This window comes from Massilibacteroides vaginae (assembly GCF_900178525.1).
Classification (GTDB): domain Bacteria; phylum Bacteroidota; class Bacteroidia; order Bacteroidales; family Tannerellaceae; genus Massilibacteroides; species Massilibacteroides vaginae.
In genome coordinates this window covers 14,228-37,248 of the sequence record NZ_FXDJ01000009.1, presented here as the reverse complement: position 1 = coordinate 37,248, position 23,021 = coordinate 14,228, and the positions used below count along the sequence as shown (strand labels likewise).

The 23,021-nt window shown below is 40.3% G+C and carries 24 protein-coding genes; 18 read left to right on the top strand and 6 right to left on the bottom strand.

All coding sequences use genetic code 11. The features are described 5' to 3' along the window. Nucleotides 1-62: 62 nt before the first annotated feature. Genes B9Y81_RS08640 through B9Y81_RS08635 form a run of 3 tightly spaced genes read right to left on the bottom strand, consistent with a single transcriptional unit; the run spans nucleotide 63 to nucleotide 3,848 of the window. Entirely contained in the window at nucleotides 63-2,162 is a 2,100-nt protein-coding gene (locus tag B9Y81_RS08640) for a type IA DNA topoisomerase (RefSeq protein WP_085536622.1), read from the bottom strand. A 15-nt stretch (nucleotides 2,163-2,177) separates the two neighbouring features. Further along, complete coding sequence (locus B9Y81_RS15285; protein ID WP_176221469.1) at nucleotides 2,178-2,348, bottom strand: hypothetical protein; 171 nt, start codon at nucleotides 2,346-2,348, stop codon at nucleotides 2,178-2,180. A 3-nt stretch (nucleotides 2,349-2,351) separates the two neighbouring features. Beyond that, the gene (locus tag B9Y81_RS08635) at nucleotides 2,352-3,848 is read right to left on the bottom strand and encodes a DUF3945 domain-containing protein (protein WP_085536621.1); all 1,497 of its coding nucleotides are present in this window, start codon (nucleotides 3,846-3,848) and stop codon (nucleotides 2,352-2,354) included. 330 nt (nucleotides 3,849-4,178) lie between these two features. Between B9Y81_RS08635 and B9Y81_RS08630 the strand changes: the two genes are divergently transcribed. Further along, a complete protein-coding gene (locus tag B9Y81_RS08630; RefSeq protein WP_085536620.1) occupies nucleotides 4,179-4,883 on the top strand; it encodes a toll/interleukin-1 receptor domain-containing protein in 705 nt (234 codons plus the stop codon). A 72-nt stretch (nucleotides 4,884-4,955) separates the two neighbouring features. Here the strand turns inward: B9Y81_RS08630 and mobC are convergent, their stop codons facing one another. Then, complete coding sequence (mobC, locus tag B9Y81_RS08625) at nucleotides 4,956-6,965, bottom strand: conjugal transfer protein MobC (RefSeq protein WP_085536619.1); 2,010 nt, start codon at nucleotides 6,963-6,965, stop codon at nucleotides 4,956-4,958. Between the two features lie 262 nt (nucleotides 6,966-7,227). Between mobC and B9Y81_RS08620 the strand changes: the two genes are divergently transcribed. Genes B9Y81_RS08620 through B9Y81_RS08605 form a run of 4 tightly spaced genes read left to right on the top strand, consistent with a single transcriptional unit; the run spans nucleotide 7,228 to nucleotide 10,588 of the window. Then, nucleotides 7,228-7,587 (top strand): hypothetical protein, encoded by a 360-nt coding sequence (locus tag B9Y81_RS08620; protein ID WP_085536618.1) that lies wholly within the window; start codon nucleotides 7,228-7,230, stop codon nucleotides 7,585-7,587. Beyond that, a complete protein-coding gene (locus tag B9Y81_RS08615; RefSeq protein WP_085536617.1) occupies nucleotides 7,587-8,165 on the top strand; it encodes an ABC-three component system protein in 579 nt (192 codons plus the stop codon). The genes B9Y81_RS08620 and B9Y81_RS08615 overlap by 1 nt, the downstream gene beginning before the upstream one ends. Further along, complete coding sequence (locus B9Y81_RS08610) at nucleotides 8,152-8,670, top strand: ABC-three component system middle component 5 (protein ID WP_085536616.1); 519 nt, start codon at nucleotides 8,152-8,154, stop codon at nucleotides 8,668-8,670. The genes B9Y81_RS08615 and B9Y81_RS08610 overlap by 14 nt, the downstream gene beginning before the upstream one ends. Beyond that, nucleotides 8,660-10,588 carry a hypothetical protein gene (locus B9Y81_RS08605; RefSeq protein WP_085536615.1) on the top strand — a complete coding sequence of 643 codons (1,929 nt, stop codon included), beginning with the start codon at nucleotides 8,660-8,662 and terminating at the stop codon, nucleotides 10,586-10,588. The genes B9Y81_RS08610 and B9Y81_RS08605 overlap by 11 nt, the downstream gene beginning before the upstream one ends. Nucleotides 10,589-10,600: 12 nt before the next feature. Here B9Y81_RS08605 and mobB read toward each other — a convergent pair whose 3' ends face one another. Continuing rightward, complete coding sequence (gene mobB, locus B9Y81_RS08600; protein WP_085536614.1) at nucleotides 10,601-11,860, bottom strand: conjugal transfer protein MobB; 1,260 nt, start codon at nucleotides 11,858-11,860, stop codon at nucleotides 10,601-10,603. Then, on the bottom strand, nucleotides 11,845-12,282 hold the full coding sequence (gene mobA, locus B9Y81_RS08595) for a conjugal transfer protein MobA (protein ID WP_085536613.1): 438 nt from the start codon (nucleotides 12,280-12,282) through the stop codon (nucleotides 11,845-11,847). Before mobA ends, mobB begins: the two co-directional genes overlap by 16 nt. Before the next feature lie 706 nt (nucleotides 12,283-12,988). Between mobA and B9Y81_RS08590 the strand changes: the two genes are divergently transcribed. The 13 genes from B9Y81_RS08590 to traM all read left to right on the top strand — a co-directional run bounded on the left by B9Y81_RS08590 (nucleotide 12,989) and on the right by traM (nucleotide 22,984). After that, on the top strand, nucleotides 12,989-13,741 hold the full coding sequence (locus B9Y81_RS08590; RefSeq protein WP_085536612.1) for a ParA family protein: 753 nt from the start codon (nucleotides 12,989-12,991) through the stop codon (nucleotides 13,739-13,741). Between the two features lie 6 nt (nucleotides 13,742-13,747). Continuing rightward, nucleotides 13,748-14,197 carry a DUF3408 domain-containing protein gene (locus B9Y81_RS08585; protein WP_085536611.1) on the top strand — a complete coding sequence of 150 codons (450 nt, stop codon included), beginning with the start codon at nucleotides 13,748-13,750 and terminating at the stop codon, nucleotides 14,195-14,197. Nucleotides 14,198-14,215: 18 nt separating this feature from the next. After that, nucleotides 14,216-14,665, top strand: coding sequence for a DUF3408 domain-containing protein (locus B9Y81_RS08580; RefSeq protein WP_085536610.1), 450 nt, complete (start codon nucleotides 14,216-14,218; stop codon nucleotides 14,663-14,665). Nucleotides 14,666-14,675: 10 nt separating this feature from the next. Further along, a complete protein-coding gene (locus B9Y81_RS08575) occupies nucleotides 14,676-15,434 on the top strand; it encodes a hypothetical protein (protein WP_085536609.1) in 759 nt (252 codons plus the stop codon). A gap of 169 nt (nucleotides 15,435-15,603) precedes the next feature. Then, complete coding sequence (locus tag B9Y81_RS08570) at nucleotides 15,604-15,903, top strand: DUF4134 domain-containing protein (protein ID WP_085536608.1); 300 nt, start codon at nucleotides 15,604-15,606, stop codon at nucleotides 15,901-15,903. Between the two features lie 23 nt (nucleotides 15,904-15,926). After that, nucleotides 15,927-16,259 carry a DUF4133 domain-containing protein gene (locus B9Y81_RS08565; protein WP_085536607.1) on the top strand — a complete coding sequence of 111 codons (333 nt, stop codon included), beginning with the start codon at nucleotides 15,927-15,929 and terminating at the stop codon, nucleotides 16,257-16,259. Next, nucleotides 16,252-18,759 (top strand): TraG family conjugative transposon ATPase, encoded by a 2,508-nt coding sequence (locus B9Y81_RS08560; protein WP_085536606.1) that lies wholly within the window; start codon nucleotides 16,252-16,254, stop codon nucleotides 18,757-18,759. The genes B9Y81_RS08565 and B9Y81_RS08560 overlap by 8 nt, the downstream gene beginning before the upstream one ends. 44 nt (nucleotides 18,760-18,803) lie before the next feature. Then, complete coding sequence (locus B9Y81_RS08555) at nucleotides 18,804-19,067, top strand: DUF3876 domain-containing protein (protein WP_176221468.1); 264 nt, start codon at nucleotides 18,804-18,806, stop codon at nucleotides 19,065-19,067. 44 nt (nucleotides 19,068-19,111) lie between these two features. Next, entirely contained in the window at nucleotides 19,112-19,735 is a 624-nt protein-coding gene (locus B9Y81_RS08550; protein ID WP_085537732.1) for a DUF4141 domain-containing protein, read from the top strand. A 19-nt stretch (nucleotides 19,736-19,754) separates the two neighbouring features. Then, a complete protein-coding gene (traJ, locus tag B9Y81_RS08545; protein ID WP_085536604.1) occupies nucleotides 19,755-20,741 on the top strand; it encodes a conjugative transposon protein TraJ in 987 nt (328 codons plus the stop codon). A gap of 18 nt (nucleotides 20,742-20,759) precedes the next feature. Further along, nucleotides 20,760-21,383, top strand: coding sequence for a conjugative transposon protein TraK (gene traK / locus B9Y81_RS08540; RefSeq protein WP_085536603.1), 624 nt, complete (start codon nucleotides 20,760-20,762; stop codon nucleotides 21,381-21,383). Between the two features lie 4 nt (nucleotides 21,384-21,387). After that, the gene (locus B9Y81_RS08535) at nucleotides 21,388-21,660 is read left to right on the top strand and encodes a TraL conjugative transposon family protein (protein ID WP_085536602.1); all 273 of its coding nucleotides are present in this window, start codon (nucleotides 21,388-21,390) and stop codon (nucleotides 21,658-21,660) included. Further along, complete coding sequence (gene traM, locus B9Y81_RS08530) at nucleotides 21,650-22,984, top strand: conjugative transposon protein TraM (RefSeq protein ID WP_394335444.1); 1,335 nt, start codon at nucleotides 21,650-21,652, stop codon at nucleotides 22,982-22,984. Before B9Y81_RS08535 ends, traM begins: the two co-directional genes overlap by 11 nt. The last annotated feature ends 37 nt before the right edge of the window (nucleotides 22,985-23,021 follow it).

Below are 23,021 nucleotides of genomic sequence, written 5' to 3'. Positions count from 1 at the left end.
AACTTAACAATCGCTTATTAATGACAGCCCTTACGAGATTCTTTAGTGGCAAAGATAGCACTTTATTTGCTTTTCTTTTTAAAACCCGGCTTAGGTGGAAATGAAAAAATAGTTTTGTATTCAGCATCAAAAGTAACGGAAGCATCGAAAGATTTATCTTCACGACTTTTGAAACCCTTGATAACTCCGGTCTTTCCTTTAGTAAGCAGGTCTTTCAGTTGTCCGTCGGTCAGGTCTTTGCCTGATTTGTTTCTGAACACAGTAAGCCCACATTCTTCATTGTTACATTTAGCAACCTTTTGAAAAATCGTTACCTGACCGCTTTTACATTTGGGGCACGGGCAACTTTCCCTTGTGTTTCCACCTTCGATTTTGTTCTCCAATAGTTCGGTGGTAATCTGTGTGGCATATACTTCAATCGCCTTATGGAACGTTCCCGCATCCATTTCCCCCAACGCTATTCTATTCAGAGCACTTTCCCACTCACCTGTCATGGAAATATCCGCTATCTTTTTATCACGAACAGCGAGATATACAACCAATCCTTTATTGGTAGGAACAAGGGATTTCTTTTCCCTAACGATATACTCACGGGAGAATAGTGTTTCGATGATACTGGCACGGGTAGCAGGTGTTCCGATACCCGATTCTTTAATGGCTTCCCGTTCGGATTCGTCACTAAGGTCTTTACCGCAGGTTTCCATCGCAGAGAGCAAGCTGCTTTCCGTATGTAACGGACGAGGTTTGGTTTGCTTCTCCAGTAAATCAGTTCCTTTAATGGGAAGTATGTCTCCATTGGAAAGTTCAGGCAGAGCCAACGCATCATCTTCTCCCTTCTCTTCGTCAGGGGCATTGAAAACGGCACGCCAACCCGGAATTAGGATTACACTGCCTTTGATAGAAAACGAAACTCCTGACGCATCCAAAGAAACGGATGTGTTCTCTTTGGTGCATTTACCTGAAAATGCTTCAAGCATACGCCCTGAAATCATATCGTATATAATGCGTTGGTCTGCTGAAATAGTGTCCGGCATATTTTCGGTAATAATCAGGGCATGGTGGTCGGTTACTTTCTTATCGTTTACCGAACGTTTGTTCAGTTCTTTACCTGATAACATTTCAGCATAAGTGCCAAATGTAGTGTAAGCAGATAACTGGTTGATAAGGGCAGGTATCTCGGCAAAAACATCATCGGAAATGTAACGGCTTCCAGTTCTGGGATAAGAAATGAGCTTTGCTTCGTAAAGCGATTGAGCAACCGACAGGGTTTTATCGGCAGAAAAACTATGTCGGCTGTTCGCTTCTTTCTGCAAGGTGGTCAGGTCGTAGAGTAAAGGTGGCTCCTGACTTCCTTGCTTTGTTTCTACGTTTACAACGCTGACTGATTCTGACGAGCGGATACGCTCTAAGATTGTGTCTGCGTCCTGTTTCGTGTCGTAACGTTCGGTGGAAATGGCGGCGAACTGTGTTGCATCTTTTGTCGTATGGAGCTTTACCTGAAAATAGGTTTGCGGTTTGAAATCCTTGTTTTCGAGGTAACGGCTGCAAATCATAGCGAGTGTAGGCGTTTGCACACGTCCCAGTGACCATACACCGTGCCCGGCGGATATTGAAAGGGCTTGTGAAGCATTTATCCCGACAACCCAATCGGCTTGGCTCCGGGCTTTGGCAGAAGCGTACAGGTTGTCATATTCTCTTCCCGCAATCAGATTCTCCAGTCCTTTGCGGATAGCCTGGTCAGTAAGAGAGCTTATCCAAAGACGGTCAAAAGGTTTGCTACATTCCAGATATTGATAAATAAGTCTAAATATAAGTTCTCCTTCCCGTCCGGCATCAGTTGCGACAATGATGCGTTCAGACTTGCTGAACAGTTCTTTGATGATTTTAAGTTGTTTCATTACACCTGGGTCGTTCTTATATTCTTTTCCGTCCTTTACCTGACGGGGAATCAACTTAAATTCATCGGGAAGTATCGGCAGGTTTTCTTTTTGAAATCCTGCGATACCGTATTGTTCGGGCATGGCAAGTCCAACAAGATGACCGAATGCCCACGTAACGGCGTATCCGTTACCCTCCAGATAACCATCCTTGCGGTTATCGGCACCAACAATAGCCGCTATATCACGGGCTACGCTGGGTTTTTCTGCTATTATTACTTTCATTTACTAATGGATTTTTTAGTGGTTGCTATTTTTATTCATATGCCTGATTATCTTCCTGTCATAATAAATATGATAGCCATCTACATAATATTGGCTATCGGTATCATTTGAATTATCTGATTTAGAAAAAATGGAGATAATGGCTACAACAGAGAGAATCAGGGCTATAACACATGCGATAATCATGACTTACATTTTTTGTCCTGTGGATTTTTTCACAGGCTTTTTAATCTCCTGCCTTTTCTTTTGTTCGTCGGTAGGATTTTGCTGACCTTGCTTCAAAGGTTCTTTTACATTCTTGGTTGCTTCGTTGGTTTTACCTTCGGAATTGACTGCCACTTGTGTTTTGTTTCCTTCGGCAACTTTAACATCTGCCCCTTGCTTCTTGGCTTTATCGGGATTCCACTTGTAGAAATCAAGTTTCCCCTTTTCCTGATTAACCTTTACATAGGCATTGAAAGGCTGATCCTGACCGTCTTTCATCATTCCCTGAACATATACGGCTTTTCCTTCCCGAAGTGAGTTTTGTTGCTTCTCATCCAAATCAACCCCTAATAGTTTTTTGGGAATACGAACTTTATTGTCCTGCTCCTGGCTTTGGGTATTATTTTGCTCTTGCTTATTATCTTGCTTGTACTTATTACGATCAAGTCCGTCATAAGAAAAATCATAACCGCCCTTAGCAGCATTGAACTGAACATAAGCGTCGAATTTTCGGGGATTATCGGTGCCCATTGTATTTTTCGAGGTCATACCCTCAACCAATACCTTTTTGCCCTCTTTAAGTGCTTGCTGTTGTTCAGGCGACAGCTCTGCACCTTTCAGGTTTTGAGAAACAGTTAATTTATCAAGTGGTACGGCTTCCAGTCGATTCGTCAGTTTGTCTATGGAAACGAGCGAGGGCACTTTTTCGCCCGGTCTTGGTTCCAGTTCAACTACTTTTCCACTGTTACCTGTTGCCAAAAGATTTTCCTTTACATCTTGTGGTAACATGGTGTTTTGAAAGGGTTTATCCAAATCTACCTGTTGTTGCTGTGGATGCGGAACGAATTTCAAACTGCCGTCCGGTTGTTCTTCCAAAGACATACGGGCTTTCATCGGATAGTCTACGCCCTCGATATTAGGATTAATATCTACCAGATGCGGAGATTTATACCCGTAACTCATAGCTTTCAGTTCGTCTTCTAAATTTCCAGGCTTAATACCATACTTCTGATATTCACTTTCAGGAATACGGTTCGTATCAAATTGCTTAAATTCATTCTTTTGTTCGTCTGCTTTTTGTTCTGTTGTTGGTTTCATTTCTTCTGAATTTTCGTTAGTAACTTCTTTGGTTTCGGACTTTGATTTATCCTGTTCTTTATTCAGGAAGTCTTTAGGATTAATGCGAAATTTCTCTAACTCTTTCTCACCTAACGTCAATACCTTATCAAGCATATCAACCGTAATAGCGTAGAATCCCGTATGAGATGGGTTCTTTGCCTGATTCATGAAGTTTTTGAAAAAGTTTTCGAGAGGGTCGGCGTGTTTATCTATGATTAGAAAATCACTTTGTTTCGCCTTCATGGGGTCGATGGCATCAACCTTTCCTTTCTTGTCGATGCTCTTTACAACTTTGAGTTTGTTGCCTTCTCCTTCATCCCGCATCAGGAGAACTTTGTCTTTAGGATTCAATTTTTCATCCATGATTAAAACTGTTATTTTGTTCTGCATCACTATTAATGCAGAATAAAAGTAGTTCTAATCAAGGGGTTAGCAGATGGTTTTCAGGCAAGTGGCAGCATCTGGCTTCGGATTGGAAGTATGTGGCGTTGATTAATAAAAAGTTGAGATAAATTGAAAAAATAACATGTATATCTTTTGTGAAAATATAATTAGCTCGATTTTAAAGATCAAAACATTTTAATTAAGCCATTTTGGCAGATGCAACTGACAAAGTATTCCAATTGTAATTTTGATTAATACTTGGCATTCTCTTTGTATCTGTCTGTTATATAAACTTTTAATATTTATAATATGTCAAGATGTACAGCACCAAAGTATGGTCATAGAACAGCGAGTGCGGCAGCAGCCTGCCCAGCATGTGGTAGTCGTTATAGCCGAAGTTACAATTCGTATTCTTCTTATTCTCCATCTTATTATTCTTCACCATCTTCTTCCTCTAGTGGTTCTGGTAGTAGCTATAGTAATAGCGGACAAACTAAAACTAAAGCGCGTTGGTCTTCAGCAGGTTCAACTATTCTTTATACACCTGCTGAAATTAGAACACTTACACCTGTCCGTGAAAATGTAGAAAAACGTTCGAATTTGCCAGATCTACGAGATGTTTTTCTTTGTCACGCTTGGGATGATCGAAAAGATGCAGCTAAAGAACTACATGATTTACTTGAATCGAAAGGTGTTACTGTTTGGTTTAGCGAAAAAGATGTTTTGTTAGGCTCATCCTTACTCCGTGAAATCGATAAAGGATTAGCAAAGTCTCGTGTTGGCATTGTATTAGTGACTCCTTCTTTTCTTAAACGTGTTAACGATGAGGGAATAGCCGACAAAGAGCTTTCTGCTCTTCTAGCTCGTGATTTGCTTGTTCCTATTGTTCATAACACAACTTTTGAAGATTTACGTGAAGTAAGTCCTCTACTCGGCTCACGAAGCGGTTTAAGTACTATTGAAGACTCAATGGGAGATATTGCTGCTAAATTAGCAGAGTTGGTAACTCCATAGACTATTTTAATTGACTTAGTGTAACATTATAACATAGGAGCCCGAAATTCTAGCTCCTATGTTATAATGGGGCTATTCCTGCTTCTGTAACAAATGAGCCAATGCAGGATCATTCTTTATCCGTTCCAGTTCATCTGTAACAATCTGTTTGACTTCCCCTTTGATGCGGTTGTAATTGAGTTGTATCTGCTCTTTCATTTTATTCTCTCCGTTTTCGTCCGTGAAATCAGTAATAACAGGGATAGGTTGATAAGCCTTTGTTTCAGAGGCTACCTTTGCATTATCCACAACAATTTCGCAATGAAAAATCTTTTGCTCAATACGCTCGTCAAAGTTATCGGCAATCGCTCCTACGAACATACCCTGTGTAAGATTGGAAATTTTGGACGGTGGTATCAGGCTATCCATTTGTGTACTGATAGAAGTTGATTTATCATTACGGTTAATAGTCATGGACTGGCGTTTCTGCAGTACTTTTCCGAACCTATCAGAAAGTGTTTTCGCTGTTTCGCCCACAACCTGACCGGAAAAAATATTACCGACTGTGTTCATTACGACTTTGGCTTCTTTGTCGCCGTAATCCCTTGTTAATTGGGAGAAATCCTGAAATCCTAACAGAACAGCCACTTTATTACTTCGAGCAGTCGCTATCAGGTTATCAAGCCCTTTGAAATAAATAGTCGGCAACTCATCAATTACGACTGAACTTTTTAATTGCCCCTTTTTGTTAATGAGCTTCACAATACGGGAGTTGTAAAGTCCCAAAGCCGCACCATAGATATTTTGCCTGTCAGGATTATTACCAACTACCAACACTTTCGGATCATCAGGATTGTTTATGTCAAGCGTAAATTCATCGCCACTCATCACCCAGTATAACTGTGGTGAAATCATACGAGATAACGGAATTTTGGCACTTGCTATCTGTCCCATTAATTGATCGGCAGCTCCACCCAGCCATGCATCCATGAATGGAGAAAGGTAGTTTTCCAAGTCAGGATAAGAAGTCAGAATCGGGAATATATCTTCATAGCGTTTATTTAGGAACTCTATCGCATGAGGGAATGTACAATACTTTCCGTCCTGATAGATTCTGAGATACCATATAATAGAAGCAAACAAAATAATTGGAGATTCTACAAAGAAATCGCCCTGCTTCTGCACCCACGTTTTATTCAAGTTTAGCATTATGGTATAGGCACTTTCGTAAGCATCCGAAATATCATCCATAAATGAGGGGTTAATCGGGTTGCAACGGTGTGAGCGAGATGGATCATCGAAATTTATTACATAAAAGGTGGGGACTTTCTTATAACCTGATTGATTATTTAATAAATGGTTGTATGCAATCATTGATAAATCAGGGAACTTGAAGTCATACACATACATTGAGAATCCTTTCTCAATCTGTTGTTTCATATACTGATTAACAACAGCGTATGACTTGCCCGAACCGGGAGTACCCAACACAATGGAAGCACGAAACGGATTTACAACGTTTATCCAACCTCGCCATTCCTTTTTCTTATACCAAAACTTCGTAGGTAGATTTACCGAATATTCGCTCTGGAGTAAACGTGTTTCCTGCATAAAAGATTCGTTCTCGGTATTGAAAACGTCATCCATCAGGTTATTTTTCAATAAGCGGCTCATCCATGCTCCGGCTACTAAAAGGAATAAAAAACCGACAGATAATGTCAGAATATAGAATCCAGCTGTTGCCGCTGCGGGTAATGGCAGAGCCAATATCCACCAGTTCATAAAGAATAGGATAAAACCAATTGTCAGAAAGACGTAGATCTTCGCCCATGTAATTTTTTCCTCTTTAACGCCTTTCGTACCTAAACAGGAAAGAGCAAGGAAAACAACCGCAAACAGTTTTGTGTACAGAATGTTACCGAATAATCCCGCTGTACGGTCAAAATTTAGCAGTATCTTATCTACTACTGAAATACCGATTCCCCATTCACGAATGGCATAGTAACAGAACCAATAAATATTCATTACTACGAACAATATACTGATTGCCCGCATAAACTCCATGACTTTGGCAAGTCCTCTTAAATCATCTTCTTGTTGCATTTTCTTGTAAATTAAATGTTTGAGAAGCGAAATTAGAGGGTATAATTGGGGTTTTATGCTATTTTTCCATTGTTGGCAGCATGTGGCTTCGGTTTGGAAGTATGTGGCATTGGTCTTGAAATATGAGTGAAAGTCAATATTTTAAGACGTAATTCGCTCTGTTCCTGAAATATTTGTTAAATTTGCGAACAACAGAATATGATAAATAATTTAAACTATTGTTTTTACATCTAATTTAGAATTGAAATAAAACCACAAAAATATGGAGCCTATAACATTAATTTCAACAGCTATAGCATTGGCAACACCCTATTTAATTAAGGCAGGAGAAAGTGTTGCAGAAAAAATTGGTGAAGATATTTGGAATCTTATTAAAAAGCCATTCGCAAAAGGCAACTCCAATTTATCTATAGATATCAACAACAAAGAAGAAAAAGAGAGGCTAATAAACTTGTTAATTGAAGAAGTAAGTAAAAATTCATCTTTCAAAGACGAATTGGAAGTTGCCGTGAATAAAAGTCAAGAGGAATTAAATGCTTATTATCAACAGAACATAAATAATAATGGGCAGATTGAAAAACAGATTAACATCCAAAATAACACAGGCAATATTCAAATGTAATGAGCCAAAACGTCAATAACGAAGATAATAAAATTAATAATCAATTAAATATAGGAGAAAACAAAGCTCCTATTTATTTGGCAAAACAAACACGCTTTGCCAAAAGGTTTGAGAAATTAAATAATGAAGTTGCAAGTGATGAGAGATACGAAGGTATAATGGAGTCACTGAAATACTATCTAACAAGTAGAGATGGTATAGATATGCCTACTAAACTTCAAGACGGAGGATTTAGTCAACGCGAAATCTTAGAAGCAACACGAAAGAAAGAGAGATATGCCAAAAAACTCGAATTGAATAGATTTTTTGAATCAGCACAATGGATAGATAGTCAGCTTTTCGGTAAAATAAAAATGGATTTTGAAGCTTTTGTATTGCCATTGGTTAATAGAGGAGCGAGCAAAGACGATATTCTTAAAGAAGTTGTTTTAAAAGTAGTTCAGCCCATTCTTGATTTAATAAACATTGAGGGAGAAAACGATGAAGTGTTGAATTATAATGCTGATGATGTTTTTGGAATGGTTTATTATTTAACAGGGCAATGCCATTTAAACTGGAAAGACTATGATAGTATATAATCAAGCATTTGACTTATATCATACAATTTTTAGAATACTTCATTTTCTAAACAAATTTGAGAATGATGCAGTAGTTGAAATTGAACGAATTAGAATATGGGACTTCTACTTATTGTTTCCCCATAAAATTCATGATATAAGACTAAAACAGAATGAATCAGACATCAGGAAGATAAGAAAAGACTTTATCAAAGATTCAAAAAATCCATACGAACAAATCAACGAGAACAGAAAAATATTTGAAAAGATAAAGCCTTATCAGTTATCTGCTCTTAATTGTATTGCATCATATGGAATAATCGACAAGTCATCACTTAACCAGCAAAGGATTACAATAATAAACAAAAATGTACTTACCGAATTTGTTGCAAATTTTGAAGAATTATCTCCTAAAGAAAGAAATATTATTGCACTGATGACTTCTCATTTTTATCAAATGTCATTGTTTGGAACTGACGGATTGAAAAATAGAACCAATTTAATAGAAAGTAAATATGATGCGTAATAATTTGTTCCTAAATAGACTTCATATTACTACTGAAAATGGTAATATCGCTTATGATGAGGTTTTTCACAGAGGAGTCAATATCATTCGAGGAGACAATAGTAGTGGGAAGTCAACTATTACTCATTTCATATTTTTCGCATTAGGTGGAGCTTTTAATGATTTTGTGCCAGAAGCAAGAAAATGTTCTCAGGTAATAGCTGAAGTTGAAATGAACAACTTACTTTTTACAATTAAACGAGACATTCAAAAAGATGATGAAGGTAATATAAGTACACAAACACCGATGTTTTTCTTTTGGGGGAATATGGAGGAAAGCTTTAACCCTCCACCAGACAAAACATGGCAAAAGTTTGGTTACAAAACTACAGATAATCGGAAAAGTTTTTCCAATGTATTGTTTGAATGCCTTGATTTACCAATTGTGAAAGGAGATAATAATATTACTTTCCACCAGATATTACGATTACTATATATTGATCAAGATTCGCCAACAAGTTCTCTTTTTTATTACGAACATTTTGATAGTCAAATAACAAGGGAAACTGTTTCTGATTTGCTACTTGGAGTTTACAACGAGGAACTATACGAAAAGAAAAAACGATTAATTGTTGCAGAGAAAGAATTAGATTCTGTCAAGAGTGAAATCAAAGCAACTTCTTTGTTTTTTTCAGATCCATTATCTCTGAATCCTTCTCACATAAAAACCGCAATTGAGAATAGGGAAGTGGAAATATCCGAAATTCAAGATGAAATTATTTCTATCAGAAATAAAGAGAAAGAAGTAAACTATCAAGATGACTCAAAACTTTTATTTCAAAAACTAACGGAAGATACCATTTCACAAAGAAAGGTTGTTGTAGACATAGAGGAACATATTTCATATCTGAATAATGAAATTGAAGATTCGCAGTTCTTCATCGAAACACTCAATAAAAAGATTAAAGCTTTGAAAAACTCCATTCATACAAGGGGTTTTTTGGGGAATTTGCCACTTGAATACTGTCCAGAATGCCTTACGAGAATTAAAACAAATGATGACAGTACAAAGTGTAAGCTCTGTAAAGAACCAATTGATGAGTCTTTTGGTATTGTTCAAGCGAGAAGAATGGAACTTGAAATTGGTTTTCAAATAAACGAATCTCAAAAACTATTAGAACTTAATATCAGGACATTAATGGAGTTAGAATCTAAGCATACTGCCGAATTAGGTAAACTCCAAGATTTACAAAAACAAGTTAATGCAGCACTGGATGATGTAAAATCTTTCAATGAAGAAACTGTTGATAATCTAAACAGTAAGAAAGGATTTATTGAAGGCGAAATACTTCAATTTAGAACAATGCTTGAAAATGCAGAACTTTATGATAAACTCATACAAAAGAGAGATCAACTTGCAAAAGAAGTGAATTTCTTAAAAGGTTATATCTTTAAGACTGAAAAAGCACAAGCGGTTCTAAAAGAGAATATTAACGAGAAAGTTCGAGAGGAAGGAGTTTATTTGTTAAATAATGACCTTGACAGACAAGATGAGTTTAAAAATGCCAGTGATTTTTATATCGACTATTCAAATAATATTACATTTTTGTCAAATAAATTCTCGAAATATTCAGCAAGTTCTAATTTCTATTTGAAAGTTTCAGCAAGATTTTCAATATTCTTAGCATCACTACATATTGATGCGATGAGATTTCCCCGATTTATTTTCGCTGACAATATGGAGGATAAGGGTATTGAAATGAAAAGAGCTCAAAATCTTCAACACCTTTTAATTGACCGAGTCAGCAATTATAATTCATCCGATTTTCAAATGATTTACACAACATCTTACATAACAGATGAATTAAATCAAAGTGACTTAGTTGTAGGGGAATACTATACAAAAGAGAATCCGAGTTTGAAAAATATACCTAAGTAGATACGATTACATCTATATCTGCTTACCATACCTGCGTTTCTTCTTTTTCTTACGGGGTAACGGCATATCATCTTTCGGGTGATTCTCCGGCTCCAGAGCAAGGATTGAGAAAATACCGCCCAGACCATTATCCGAAGAATGGCTGTCATCAAAGGAAGTACTCGGTTGCTCGGTGTTTTTGTAAACATCAGACAAGCGTGTTTCCTGCGTAGATTCTTGTGGCTGTTCTTGCTTACCTCCAAACAAGTCATTAAATACATTGGCTGAATACTCTTTGCCCAAACGGGAACCGTTTAGAATGGTGCGGGTAGTATGGTCTATAAAAGTGGCACCATAAATCCGTCCTTCATCGTTTCGCCTGAATAATACATCAATACCCTGCTGCCTTAACTTCGCTCGGAACTCGCTTTCACTTTGGCAGTTTTGCTTTACTTCTGAAACAGCTTTCAATGTATGTGCTTTCAGGTTCTTGAATTTGATACGTTCGGTTGATTTTTCCATACGTTTTTCAAGTCCATCGTAACCGACCGATTTTCCAAAAATGGACGATTTTAACGGATTGCCTACCTTATTCCCCTCGCTATCAGTTGCAGAATACAATAAGCCACGATAAGGTTTATCTTTTACTTCTCCTTTTAATTCCTCTAAATGGATATTGTATAAGGAAAGTACAGCTTTGTATTCTCCCATTGATTGAAAATGATACATCGAAGCCAACGGTTTAATAACCGATGCAATCTGCTTTTTCAAATCACCTTTTGAAGCATCAATGGGGGTAATTTCCCATTGCTCGCTGCGTTTTTGTCCCTCCGCAGGATGCAGGTTATATTTACGCTCCAAATATTCGGTAATCTCCTTGCTCCGTTCATGCTCTTTGTAATCGTCAATCTTCTTTCCATTGCTATCTACCCGTAACGAAACGATGTGCAGGTGTTCACGTCCGATGTCCTCATGTTTGAAAATGAGGTAAGGTTGATCGCCATATCCCAACTTATGCATATATTCCCGCCCGATATCCGTAAGCTGATCGTCCTTTAGGCGGTCATCAGGGTGCGGGTTCAAAGACACATGAAAAACTGGCTTTTCGGTGCGAAAATGAGCCGGAATAAATTGCATAAAATCATTCATACATTCCGTAATATTGAACTTACCATTGGCAGGTTCAAAGACAAGATTACTCCCCAGAATCTTTCCCAACCCTTCGTCCACCTTCTCCTGATTGTATGCCAATGCACCGTACAGGTTGCTCCCTATGTTTATTTTTGCAACCATCTTGCCTTAAATTCTTCCGATAACTCCAGAATTTTCTTCCCGATTTCCGCCAGTTCAATGGTTGCTTTTTCCAATTTATAAAGCAATGCAAGTGCTTTTTTCTCTGAAAAATTGGTGTGCAGTTCCTTTACAACCTGATTGTAATTCACTCCGACGGAGCGGAATTGTGCGTAAAAAGAGGTGAGTTTGGTTACATATTCCATTGCCGAGCGGTCAATTTTTACCACCCGAAACTCATCCCCGAATACACGGGCTGCGATAAAACTCGCTTTCGATTGCACTCCCGATTGCTCAAACATCGTGAGAAAGCGGGCATGTTCAACAGCCGTAAAATTTACCGAGTATCGGTAATTTGCCGGATCATTCTTCGGGGTTCTTCCCCCCTTACCCCGTTTAGGGGTGTTGTTTACATCTTCATTCATTACGTCGGATTTTTTAGTGGTACAATCCGTCGTGTGGCATCCATGCCGCCCATCCAATCATCGCTCAAATGATTGCCAAAAGCAACCGACTTCGGAGGGTGCGTCCCCCCTTGTGGGGCAAGCGTTTATTGCAGCAGAACTTGTTTCGTGCAGCAAAAAACACAGCTTGCTATTTGCTTCGGTGCAAATAAAATCTGTCCTGAACAGGGACAGATATGAATGCGAGTGAAGCGAGTTAAAAAGGCGGTCGGATACCTCCCGACGTTTCATGCAGCAAAGTTATAGGACAAAGTAACTTCTTGCTCTATAAGCGATTGTGCCACTCGCTGCCAAATCGAAGCCACTCACTTCCACCTGGCTAAAAAGTGATGTGAGGGACAAATTTTAGGTGTTTATTTGTTCCCGAATGGCAAGATATACAGATAGCCGGATAGCTGTACGGAGATAAAAAAGTATAGCCGACTATAAGGCTGTATAGTCAGAAAAATAATCAAACAGGCAGTCGATTAAATCTCCGGCTAAACGTTCCAACGGCTAATCAGCTAAACAGAGGGACGGACAAACAGACAAAGAGATATACGGCTAATCGGATGCAAGGCTAAACAGACAAATAGATGGACAGCTAACCGAATGTAAAGAGAAACAGCCAAACAAACAGATGGCTAAACGGACAGACAAATAAGTATAACATTAAAAAAATCAGACAATGGAAAAGAAAACTTTGAACGTGGCATTTTCCACCCAAAAGGGCGGAGCCGGAAAAACAACCTTAACGGTTTTGGTAGCAAGCTACCTGCATTATGTGAAAGGCTACAACGTAGCCGTGATTGACTGCGATTTTCCGCAGCACTCCATTTCGGAGATGCGTGAAAGGGATTTACAAATGACGATGGATGACGAGCATTACAAGCTCATGGCTTACGAGCAGTTTTCCACTCTGGGAAAAAAAGCTTATGAAGTGATTGAAAGCAGCCCCGAAAATGCGATGGAAGATGCAAAAGAGGTGATTGAAGAACTGAAACCCGATTTTGTATTCTTTGACCTGCCGGGAACCATCAACAATCCGGCTGTTGTAAAAACCTTGTCATTTATGGATTATATCATTGCTCCGATCAGTGCCGACCGTGTCGTACTGGAGAGCACCCTGCAATATGTGATTACCGTCAATGATGCCCTGATTACGCCCGGAAAGGCAAAGATAAAGGGTATTCATTTACTCTGGAACCTTGTCGATGGGCGGGAAAAGACGGAGTTATACGAAGTATATGAAGACGTAATCGAAAAGCTGGGTTTCACGCTTTTCAAAACATTCCTTCCCGACAGCAAGCGATTCCGCAGGGAGCAATCCATCAGCCACAAAGCTCTGTTCCGTTCAACCTTATTTCCTGCGGATAAGGCACTGGTAAAAGGGAGCAACCTCGATGCGTTAGTGGATGAATTGTTGGAAACCTTAAAATAACGAGCCATGAAAAAAGACAAAGAAGTGAATTTGGACGAGATAGATGCCAGTTTTGTCATATCCTCGTTCAAGAACAAAGAAAGACGGAACAATCCCAGTTCCGTACCCAAAGCATTGGTGCCTGAAAAGGAAGAAATAGAACAGGATGCAGAACCCGAAGAAAAACCAACGGTTACTCAAACAGAGGTTCCCCGTGAAGAAAGTAAAAGGAAACGTAATAAAGCACCTGATTACGAAAGCCTATTTATTCAGGAAGTAGGAATTACGGCACGTACAGGAAAATCGGTTTACATACGCAAAGAGCATCATGATAAGATTATGAAGATTATTCAGGTCATTGGAAAAAATCAGGTGTCTTTGTTCAGCTACATAGACAATGTACTATCGCATCATCTTGCCACTTATCAGGATGAAATCACAGAGCTGTACAACGAAAATAACAAAGGAATTTTTTAACTCTTAAAAAGTAAAGCTATGATAGTCAATCCAATTTTAAATAGTGGCGATAAAGCCATAATAGGCATAGTGTTGTGCGGGTTACTCGTTCTTGCAGCAATCATATTGCCTAAAGTATTTCGCTATAAAAAGCGTATGAAAGCAAAGCAGGAGATAGAATCCGAAGATGTAGAAATTTTAGTTGTTCAGGAACCTGAAAAATTGATAACGGAGCAAAAATCACAGGACTACGCAAGTTTATTTCTTGTGAATACGGAAATAACCGCACGGAGCGGAAAACAAGTCGGCATTCGGCAAACATACCATAACCGTATAGCAAAGATTGTGCGGGTAATCGGTAAAAGGGACGTTACCATATTCAGCTACATAGATAATGTGCTGAAACATCATTTTGACACCTTTCAGGGTGAGATTAGCGAACTGTATCGTAAGAATCACGATGATGATTACCTGAATCCTAAAAAGTAAAAGATATATCATGGAAAAGATATTTATAACAATCATTGTCTTGTACTCCCTCTTTGTCGCAATCTACTTTGTACGGGCGAATACCCGAAAAAGGAGAAAGAAAAACATTGTCGGACAAGGCAGTTCTATTCAGGAAACAGACAGATTGAAGTCGGATATTGTCGGTAAAAGCAGATTTGATTTAAGTCAATCAAAGCCACTCACTTCCAAATCGGAGCCACTCGCTGCCAGCTCGTCAAAATCAGAAAATCCGACACAAAATCCCGATACATTTGTTCCGTCAAACGAGATAAAACCATCGGCAGAAGTGCCATCGGAGGAATTAGACGAAGCGTTTTCCGACACTCCGAATGAAGAAGATAACGAGCCTATGGATATAGATTATCCGCTCGAATATGAAGCGAAAGAAGAAAGCGATGACGCTCCGGAAGATGACGAAGAAGAAACGGAAGAAGTTGAAGGCTCGGGACAAGCCGCACTTGCATCAGGAGTTCAATTTGAAGATTTGGGAAATGCGGTGCGAACGGTAAATAGAACGGATGAAGCAACCGAAGAGCAAAAGGAAGCGGCAGGCAATACTTTACTGGAGATACGCCACACGGATATGTTTGAGCAGTTGGTTTCGGCTAAACTCGATGCGAAGAAAATGGTAACTGATCTGATGGCAGAGAGCCTGGCTGCTTTCCATAGACGCAAAGATAAAGAAGCCGGGAATACCGAAAACGGTAAAAAAGCTCCTGCCGATTTTAATGTAAGAGATTTCGCATAGCGAATAGTAATAATGTAAAACAAAGAAAAAATGAAAGAAAGAGATTATGGTTAGCGTGCGTAAGCCGATAACAAAAGGGTGTAAAGCCCTCCACTAAAAAATCCAAAGTAAAATTATTCATCAGGTATCGGGACTATCCACCCCGATACCACTTAAACAATTTCTAATAATGACAAAGAAAAAGATTCTTATGTCGGCAGCCTTTACCCTGGCTGCTGCTTCTGCGTTCGCACAAGGAAATGGGATCGGAGGTATTACCGAAGCTACCAACATGGTAACCTCGTACTTCGATCCCGGAACGAAGTTGATTTACGCCATCGGTGCCGTTGTCGGGCTGATTGGCGGTATCAAAGTGTATAATAAGTTTTCGAGCGGTGATCCCGACACCTCGAAAACCGCTGCTTCGTGGTTCGGTGCCTGTATATTCCTTATCGTAGCCGCTACCATTTTGCGTTCCTTTTTCCTTTAATCCGCTTCATACAAACAAGAGTTATGGAGTATAATATAAATAAAGGAATAGGAAAAAGTGTAGAGTTCAAGGGTTTGAAGGCTCAATACCTGTTCATCTTCGCCGGAGGTTTACTTGCCGTATTTGTGGTATTCGTCATCATGTATATGGTGGGTATCGACCAATGGGTATGTATCGGCTTCGGCGTGATAGCGGCATCGGTATTGGTTTGGATGACATTTAACCTGAATGCCAAATACGGGGAACACGGGCTGATGAAGCTCATGGCTGCAAGGCAGCATCCCCGCTTTCTGATTAACAGGAGAACTGCGCATCGCCTGTTCAAACGAAAAAGAAAGGAGGCGGCATATGCGTAATACAATGAAAGCATCAACCATTGAAAGCAAGTTTCCGCTACTGGCTGTCGAACATGACTGCATTATCAGTAAAGATGCGGATATAACCGTAGCTTTTTATGTGGAACTGCCGGAACTGTTTACCGTAACCAGTACAGAATATGAAGCCATACACTCGTCCTGGTCGAAAGCAATCAAAGTTCTTCCCGAATACAGTGTGGTGCATAAGCAGGATTGGTTCGTGCGTGAAACCTATAAACCGCAAACAGACAAGGATGATATGAGTTTCCTGTCCCGCAGTTTTGAAACGCATTTCAACGAACGCCCGTTCCTGAATCACTCGTGTTTTTTGTTCCTGACCAAAACAACCAAAGAGCGAATGAAGATGCAAAGCAATTTCTCATCGCTTTGTCGGGGAAACATTATTCCCAAAGAGGTCAATAAGGATACAAGTGTGAAGTTTCTGGAAGCTGTCGGACAGTTTGAGCGAATTATCAACGACAGTGGATTTATCCGGCTTACCCGAATTACATCAGATGAGATTACAGGCACGGACGACAAAGTGGGATTGATTGAAAAGTATTTTGCCTTGTCGTTGGACGATACAACCTGTTTGCAGGATATGGAACTGGGTGCTGACGGTATGCGTGTAGGAAGTAAGCACGTTTGTCTGCATACACTTTCGGATGCGGAAGATCTGCCCGGAAAAATCGGAACGGACATGCGATACGAAAAATTATCAACCGACAGAAGCGATTGCCGTTTGTCGTTCGCTTCCCCTGTGGGCTTGCTGCTCTCCTGCGACCATATCTATAATCAATACCTGTTCATCGAGGACAGTGCGGATAATCTGCGGAAGTTTGAAAAGAGTGCAAGGAATATGCAGTCGCTTTCAAGATACAGTCGTGGAAACCAAATAAACAAAGAGTGGATCGACCAGTATTTGAATGAAGCCCATTCATACGGACTAACATCTATTCGAGCGCATTTCAATGTGATGGCGTGGAGTGATGATGCAGAAGAACTTAAATCTATCCGAAACGATGTTGGTAGCCAGTTGGCGTTGATGGAATGCAAGCCACGGCACAACACGGTAGATGCTGCTACGCTTTATTGGGCTGGGATGCCGGGTAATGCCGGTGATTTTCCTGCGGAAGAATCGTTCTTTACGTTTATCGAACCTGCACTGTGTTTCTTCACTGAGGAAACAAACTACAAAAGTTCACCCTCTCCGTTTGGCATCAAGATGTGCGACCGTGTGAGCGGAAAACCTTTGCATGTGGACATATCGGATTTACCTATGAAACGCGGGATTACCACCAACCGAAATAAATTCGTGTTGGGGCCATCCGGCAGTGGTAAATCCTTTTTTATGAATCACATGGTAAGGCAATATTGGGAACAGGGTTCTCATGTGGTGCTTGTCGATACGGGTAACTCCTATCAGGGCTTGTGTGAAATGGTGCGTCGTAGAACCAAAGGTCAGGACGGCATTTACTATACATATACGGATGAAAATCCGATTTCATTTAATCCGTTCTACACCGACGATTACAAGTTTGATGTGGAGAAAAAGGACAGTATCAAAACGCTGCTTCTGACTCTTTGGAAATCCGATGATGATAAGGTAACTAAGACCGAAAGCGGAGAACTCGGTAGCGCAGTATCGGCATATATCGAAAGAATACAGAACGACCACAGCATCATACCATCGTTTAATACCTTCTATGAATATATGCGGGACGATTATCGCCGTGAACTGGACGAAAGGGAAATCAAGGTAAGCAAGTCTGACTTTAATATCGACAATATGCTTACCACCTTGCGCCAATATTATAAAGGCGGACGTTTCGACTTCCTTTTGAACTCGGCAGAAAATATTGACTTGTTGAATAAGAGCTTTATCGTATTTGAAATTGACAGTATCAAAGAGAATAAAGAATTATTCCCTATTGTGACTATCATCATTATGGAAGCATTTATCAACAAAATGAGGCGGTTAAAGGGTGTCAGAAAGCAACTTATCGTAGAAGAAGCCTGGAAAGCCTTGTCTTCAGCGAACATGGCGGAATACATGAAATATATGTATAAAACCGTCCGAAAGTATTTCGGAGAAGCCATCGTGGTAACGCAGGAAGTGGACGATATTATCGCATCACCCATCGTGAAAGAGGCTATTATTAATAACTCCGACTGCAAAATCCTGTTAGATCAGCGAAAATTCATGAATCGCTTTGATGTGATCCAGTCGCTTCTCGGATTAACCGAAAAAGAGAAAGGGCAAATCCTATCCATTAATCTGGCAAACAATCCGAACCGAAAATACAAAGAGGTTTGGTTTGGTCTGGGTGGCGTTCAATCAGGGGTGTATGCTACCGAAGTTTCGATGTGCGAGTACCTGACTTATACGACTGAAGAATCCGAAAAGCTGGAAGTATTCCGAAAGACGGACGAGTTGGACGGGAATTATGAACTGGCGATTAAGCAGCTTGCTGAAAGTAAGCGGCAGGAACAGGGATAGATGCCATGAAAAGAAAAAACAGTAAGCCATATTCGGCACCGCAAGTGCGAAACCATTTTCCGCTCCGTGAAATATGCGGTACATGGGTTAGCCTTTGTGGTTCTCCCGGCATTAGAATATTCCATGACGGTAGTCGATTCCGGTTGCAGTTTTCTTACAAACAAGATGCGGCGTTTACCGTCCATTTATGCCAAAGCTGGGGGATTACATTTTTCTATTTCTACGGTATGATGCAAATCACCTACGATGATGAGCGGGACTTGTTGCTGTTTACTACCGAAGGCGAATACAAAAGGGTGTACGATTAATGTGCAACCCAAAATCAATTAATAATCAATTAAAATTTGAAGTTATGAAACGAATCTTTTTATGCCTAATGATATCAGGTCTTTCCATGCTCTCATTTCAGGCGAAAGCGCAATGGGTTGTAACCGACCCGACCAACCTTGTACAGAATATTACAAGTGCCGTTCAAAGTGTCAAAACGGTATCAAACATGGTGAAGAATGTTCAGGAAGTAAAAAAAGTGTACGATCAGGGTAAAGAATATTACGATGCTTTAAAGTCGGTAAACAACCTGATTAAAGATGCCCGTAAAGTAAAAAAGACCATCGAGATGGTTAGTGAAATTACGGACATCTATGTGAACGGATTTAACAAAATGGTGGGAGATCCCAACTTTACACCCAATGAACTGGTAGCTATTTCAGCAGGTTACGCCAAGATATTGGAAGAAGGGGGTGCGTTGGTAACGGAATTGAAAAATATTGTTACCGGAAGTAATGGGCTTTCCTTGTCTGATAAAGAACGTATGGAGGTGATAGACCAAGTATATGACAAAATGTTGGAATACCGTAACCTGACCAAATACTACACTCAAAAGAGTATCTCTGTTTCGTATATCCGAGCAAAAGAAAAGAATGATATGGACAGGGTACTATCACTTTACGGCAATCCATCCGAAAGGTATTGGTAATCAAAAAATATAATCAGTTATGAATTTTGATAACCTACATCAGATTCTTGCGAATCTGTATCAAGATATGCTTCCTCTTTGCGGCAACATGATTGGTGTCGCAAAGGGAATTGCAGGACTGGGAGCCCTGTTCTACGTGGCATACCGTGTTTGGCAGGCATTGAGCCGTGCAGAACCGATTGATGTGTTTCCGCTGCTTCGTCCTTTTGCCATAGGCTTATGTATTATGTTTTTCCCCACCATCGTTTTGGGAACTATCAATGCGGTAATGAGTCCTGTTGTAAAAGGAACTCACAGCATTTTAGAATCACAGACTATGGATATGAAAGCCTATCAGCAACAGAAAGACAATCTGGAATATGAAGCACGGGTGCGTGAGGGTAAAGCCTGGCTTGTCGATGACGAAGTGTATGACCAAAAGATGAAAGACTTGGGAATTACCGACACCCCTGAAATCATCAGTATGTGGGGTGAAAGGCTTTGGTACGATATTAAAGCATGGTTCAGGCAGGTAATAAGAGACTTTTTTGAACTGCTCTTTGCTGCTTCCGCACTGGTAATAGATACGATACGGACATTCTTCCTTATAGTGCTGGCCATACTGGGGCCGATAGCGTTTGCCTTTTCCGTCTATGACGGATTTCAATCAACGCTTACCCAGTGGCTTGCACGCTATATAAGCGTATATCTATGGCTGCCGATTTCCGACATCTTTTCATCTGTACTTGCACGAATACAGGTATTGATGCTTCAACAGGACATTGCTCTGTTGCAAGACCCGAACTATATACCGGACGGTTCCAATGGTGTGTATATCGTGTTCCTTATTATTGGAATTATCGGATACTTCACAATTCCGACTGTAGCGGGTTGGGTAATACAAGCCGGAGGAATGGGAAGTGCTACCGGAGCAATAAATAAAACAGCAGGTAAAGCAGGAGCTATTGCCGGAGGTGCTGCGGGAGCGGTAGCCGGAAATGTAGGCGGTCGTTTACTTGGTAAATAATTATTAATCAATTAAAACATGGAATTTAAAAGTTTAAAAAATATTGAAACCAGTTTCAAGCAGATACGGATTATCGCCATTGTGTTTGTTGTGCTGTGTGCAGGCATTACCGGATATTCAGTCTGGAACTCCTACGACTTTGCGGAAGCACAACGGCAGAAAATCTATGTATTGGATGAAGGTAAGTCGCTTATGTTGGCTCTTTCGCAGGATATGTCGCAAAATCGTCCTGTGGAAGCTCGTGAACATATAAAGCGGTTCCACGAATTGTTCTTCACACTCTCTCCCGACAAGAATGCTATTGAATCGAATATCAACAGGGCATTGTTCCTTGTCGATAAAAGTGCTTTCAAGTACTATCAGGATATGTCGGAGAAAGGTTACTATAATCGCATTGTGTCGGGTAATATCAATCAGATTATACAGATTGATTCGATAGCCTGCAACTTCGATGTGTACCCGTACAAGGCGACAACCTATGCACGGCAAATGATTATCAGGGCAAGTAATGCTACGGAACGTAACATGGTAACCCGTTGCGACCTGATTAATTCTGTCCGAAGCGACAACAACCCTCATGGGTTTACGATGGAACGCTTTGAAATTATTGAGAACAGGGATTTACGGACTTTAGACAGGTAAAGCTATGATAAAGAAGAAAATTACAGCCGTAAGGGACTGGATGGAAGACGGTCTACGGGCTTTGTTGGGGCAGATAACGCCCGATGGGAGAGTTATCATCATTCTCGCTATGCTTTTCCTGTTTGGAGCAGGCTCTATCTACATGACCGTTTCGTCCATTTATAACATGGGTAAAAGCAAAGGTCAGGAAATGCAGATTGAGCATATCAAACTTCTGGAGTTTCAAAGGCAGCAAACAGATAGTATTAACCATTTAAAGAAATTCAATTATGAGTAATGAAAAAGAAGGCAAAGACCGCAAAGCGGACACTGCCGAAACCAAAAGGGATAAGCCTAAAAAGGAGCTTACCCCGCAGGAACTTCAAAAGCGAAAAAAGATGCTCATTTTTCCGCTTCTGATTCTGCTCTTTATCGGCTCAATGTGGCTGATATTTGCTCCCTCCGGTGGTAAGGATGAACAACAAGTTGACGGATTTAACCCGGAACTGCCTATCCCAAAAGACGAAGGAATTGTAGGCGATAAGCGGACAGCTTATGAACAGGAAGCCTTACAAAATAAGGCAGAAGAAAAAAAGCGGAGTTTACAGGATTTTGCCTTTACACTTGGGGAGGAACACCAATCGCAGGCAAATTATGATAACCAAACGGTTATAGCACCTATTCCTTCCGATAATCAGGAAAACTCGAATAACAGAGGGAGTTATCGTAGCAGTCCACCTATTCAGGCTTCAACACATGCGTATCGGGACATCAACCGACAGCTAAATAGTTGGAACGAAGAGCCTGCGGTGAAAGTAGACGACAAAACACAGCTTGCAATGGAATCCCGCATTCAGGAGTTGGAAAATCAACTGGAGAAAAAATCAGCAGCGGACGAACAACTGGAGATGATTGAAAAATCCTATGCCATTGCCGCCAAGTACATGCCTAACACGCAGGAACAAGTACAAACAGTACCGATAGCCGATATGCGTGAGAAAGTTATCGCACAGCCAGTTTCGCAGGTGCACCATAGTGTAGTTTCACTGTTAGCAGCCCCATTGAGCAATGATGAATTTGTGGAGCAATACAACCAACCCCGAAATATGGGGTTTGTAACGGCTGCCGGAAAAGAAGCAATAACAGATAAAAACAGCATCAGGGCTTGTGTATATCAAACAGTCACACTATCCAACGGTAAAGAGTTGCAACTGCGTTTATTGGAACCAATGAAGGCAGGTCATATATTGATTCCTCGCAATACGGTTCTGACGGGAAGTGCAAAGATTAGCGGAGAACGTCTCCAGATACTTATCACTTCGATACAATATGCCGACAATGTGATACCTGTTGAAATGGCTGTTTATGATATGGACGGTATGCAGGGGATTTTCGTTCCGAACTCGGACGAAATCAATGCAGCCAAAGAGATTGCAGCCAATATGGGTACCTCTATGGGAAGTAGTATCACCATAACTGACGATGCAGGTTCACAGCTTGCTGCTGATTTGGGACGAAGTGCCATTCAAGGAGTATCGCAGTTTTTCAGTAAGAAAATGCGGGAAGTAAAAATAACCCTGAAATCAGGTTACAAAGTATTACTGCTTCCTAAAGTACAATAAAACATCAGGGCATCAGCCCACCACTAAAAAATCCAAT

What these genes read in the sequence shown, in the direction of transcription:
- mobA (WP_085536613.1), bottom strand. Translation starts at nt 12,282, where the DNA reads ATGAATGAAGATGTAAACAACACCCCTAAACGGGGTAAGGGGGGAAGA.
- B9Y81_RS08620 (WP_085536618.1), top strand. Translation starts at nt 7,228, where the DNA reads ATGGAGCCTATAACATTAATTTCAACAGCTATAGCATTGGCAACACCC.
- B9Y81_RS08640 (WP_085536622.1), bottom strand. Translation starts at nt 2,162, where the DNA reads ATGAAAGTAATAATAGCAGAAAAACCCAGCGTAGCCCGTGATATAGCG.
- B9Y81_RS08605 (WP_085536615.1), top strand. Translation starts at nt 8,660, where the DNA reads ATGATGCGTAATAATTTGTTCCTAAATAGACTTCATATTACTACTGAA.
- B9Y81_RS08550 (WP_085537732.1), top strand. Translation starts at nt 19,112, where the DNA reads ATGAAACGAATCTTTTTATGCCTAATGATATCAGGTCTTTCCATGCTC.
- mobB (WP_085536614.1), bottom strand. Translation starts at nt 11,860, where the DNA reads ATGGTTGCAAAAATAAACATAGGGAGCAACCTGTACGGTGCATTGGCA.
- B9Y81_RS08560 (WP_085536606.1), top strand. Translation starts at nt 16,252, where the DNA reads ATGCGTAATACAATGAAAGCATCAACCATTGAAAGCAAGTTTCCGCTA.
- B9Y81_RS08610 (WP_085536616.1), top strand. Translation starts at nt 8,152, where the DNA reads ATGATAGTATATAATCAAGCATTTGACTTATATCATACAATTTTTAGA.
- traJ (WP_085536604.1), top strand. Translation starts at nt 19,755, where the DNA reads ATGAATTTTGATAACCTACATCAGATTCTTGCGAATCTGTATCAAGAT.
- B9Y81_RS08565 (WP_085536607.1), top strand. Translation starts at nt 15,927, where the DNA reads ATGGAGTATAATATAAATAAAGGAATAGGAAAAAGTGTAGAGTTCAAG.
- B9Y81_RS08615 (WP_085536617.1), top strand. Translation starts at nt 7,587, where the DNA reads ATGAGCCAAAACGTCAATAACGAAGATAATAAAATTAATAATCAATTA.
- B9Y81_RS08630 (WP_085536620.1), top strand. Translation starts at nt 4,179, where the DNA reads ATGTCAAGATGTACAGCACCAAAGTATGGTCATAGAACAGCGAGTGCG.
- B9Y81_RS08580 (WP_085536610.1), top strand. Translation starts at nt 14,216, where the DNA reads ATGATAGTCAATCCAATTTTAAATAGTGGCGATAAAGCCATAATAGGC.
- B9Y81_RS08635 (WP_085536621.1), bottom strand. Translation starts at nt 3,848, where the DNA reads ATGGATGAAAAATTGAATCCTAAAGACAAAGTTCTCCTGATGCGGGAT.
- B9Y81_RS08575 (WP_085536609.1), top strand. Translation starts at nt 14,676, where the DNA reads ATGGAAAAGATATTTATAACAATCATTGTCTTGTACTCCCTCTTTGTC.
- B9Y81_RS08590 (WP_085536612.1), top strand. Translation starts at nt 12,989, where the DNA reads ATGGAAAAGAAAACTTTGAACGTGGCATTTTCCACCCAAAAGGGCGGA.
- B9Y81_RS15285 (WP_176221469.1), bottom strand. Translation starts at nt 2,348, where the DNA reads ATGATTATCGCATGTGTTATAGCCCTGATTCTCTCTGTTGTAGCCATT.
- B9Y81_RS08585 (WP_085536611.1), top strand. Translation starts at nt 13,748, where the DNA reads ATGAAAAAAGACAAAGAAGTGAATTTGGACGAGATAGATGCCAGTTTT.
- mobC (WP_085536619.1), bottom strand. Translation starts at nt 6,965, where the DNA reads ATGCAACAAGAAGATGATTTAAGAGGACTTGCCAAAGTCATGGAGTTT.
- B9Y81_RS08570 (WP_085536608.1), top strand. Translation starts at nt 15,604, where the DNA reads ATGACAAAGAAAAAGATTCTTATGTCGGCAGCCTTTACCCTGGCTGCT.
- B9Y81_RS08535 (WP_085536602.1), top strand. Translation starts at nt 21,388, where the DNA reads ATGATAAAGAAGAAAATTACAGCCGTAAGGGACTGGATGGAAGACGGT.
- traK (WP_085536603.1), top strand. Translation starts at nt 20,760, where the DNA reads ATGGAATTTAAAAGTTTAAAAAATATTGAAACCAGTTTCAAGCAGATA.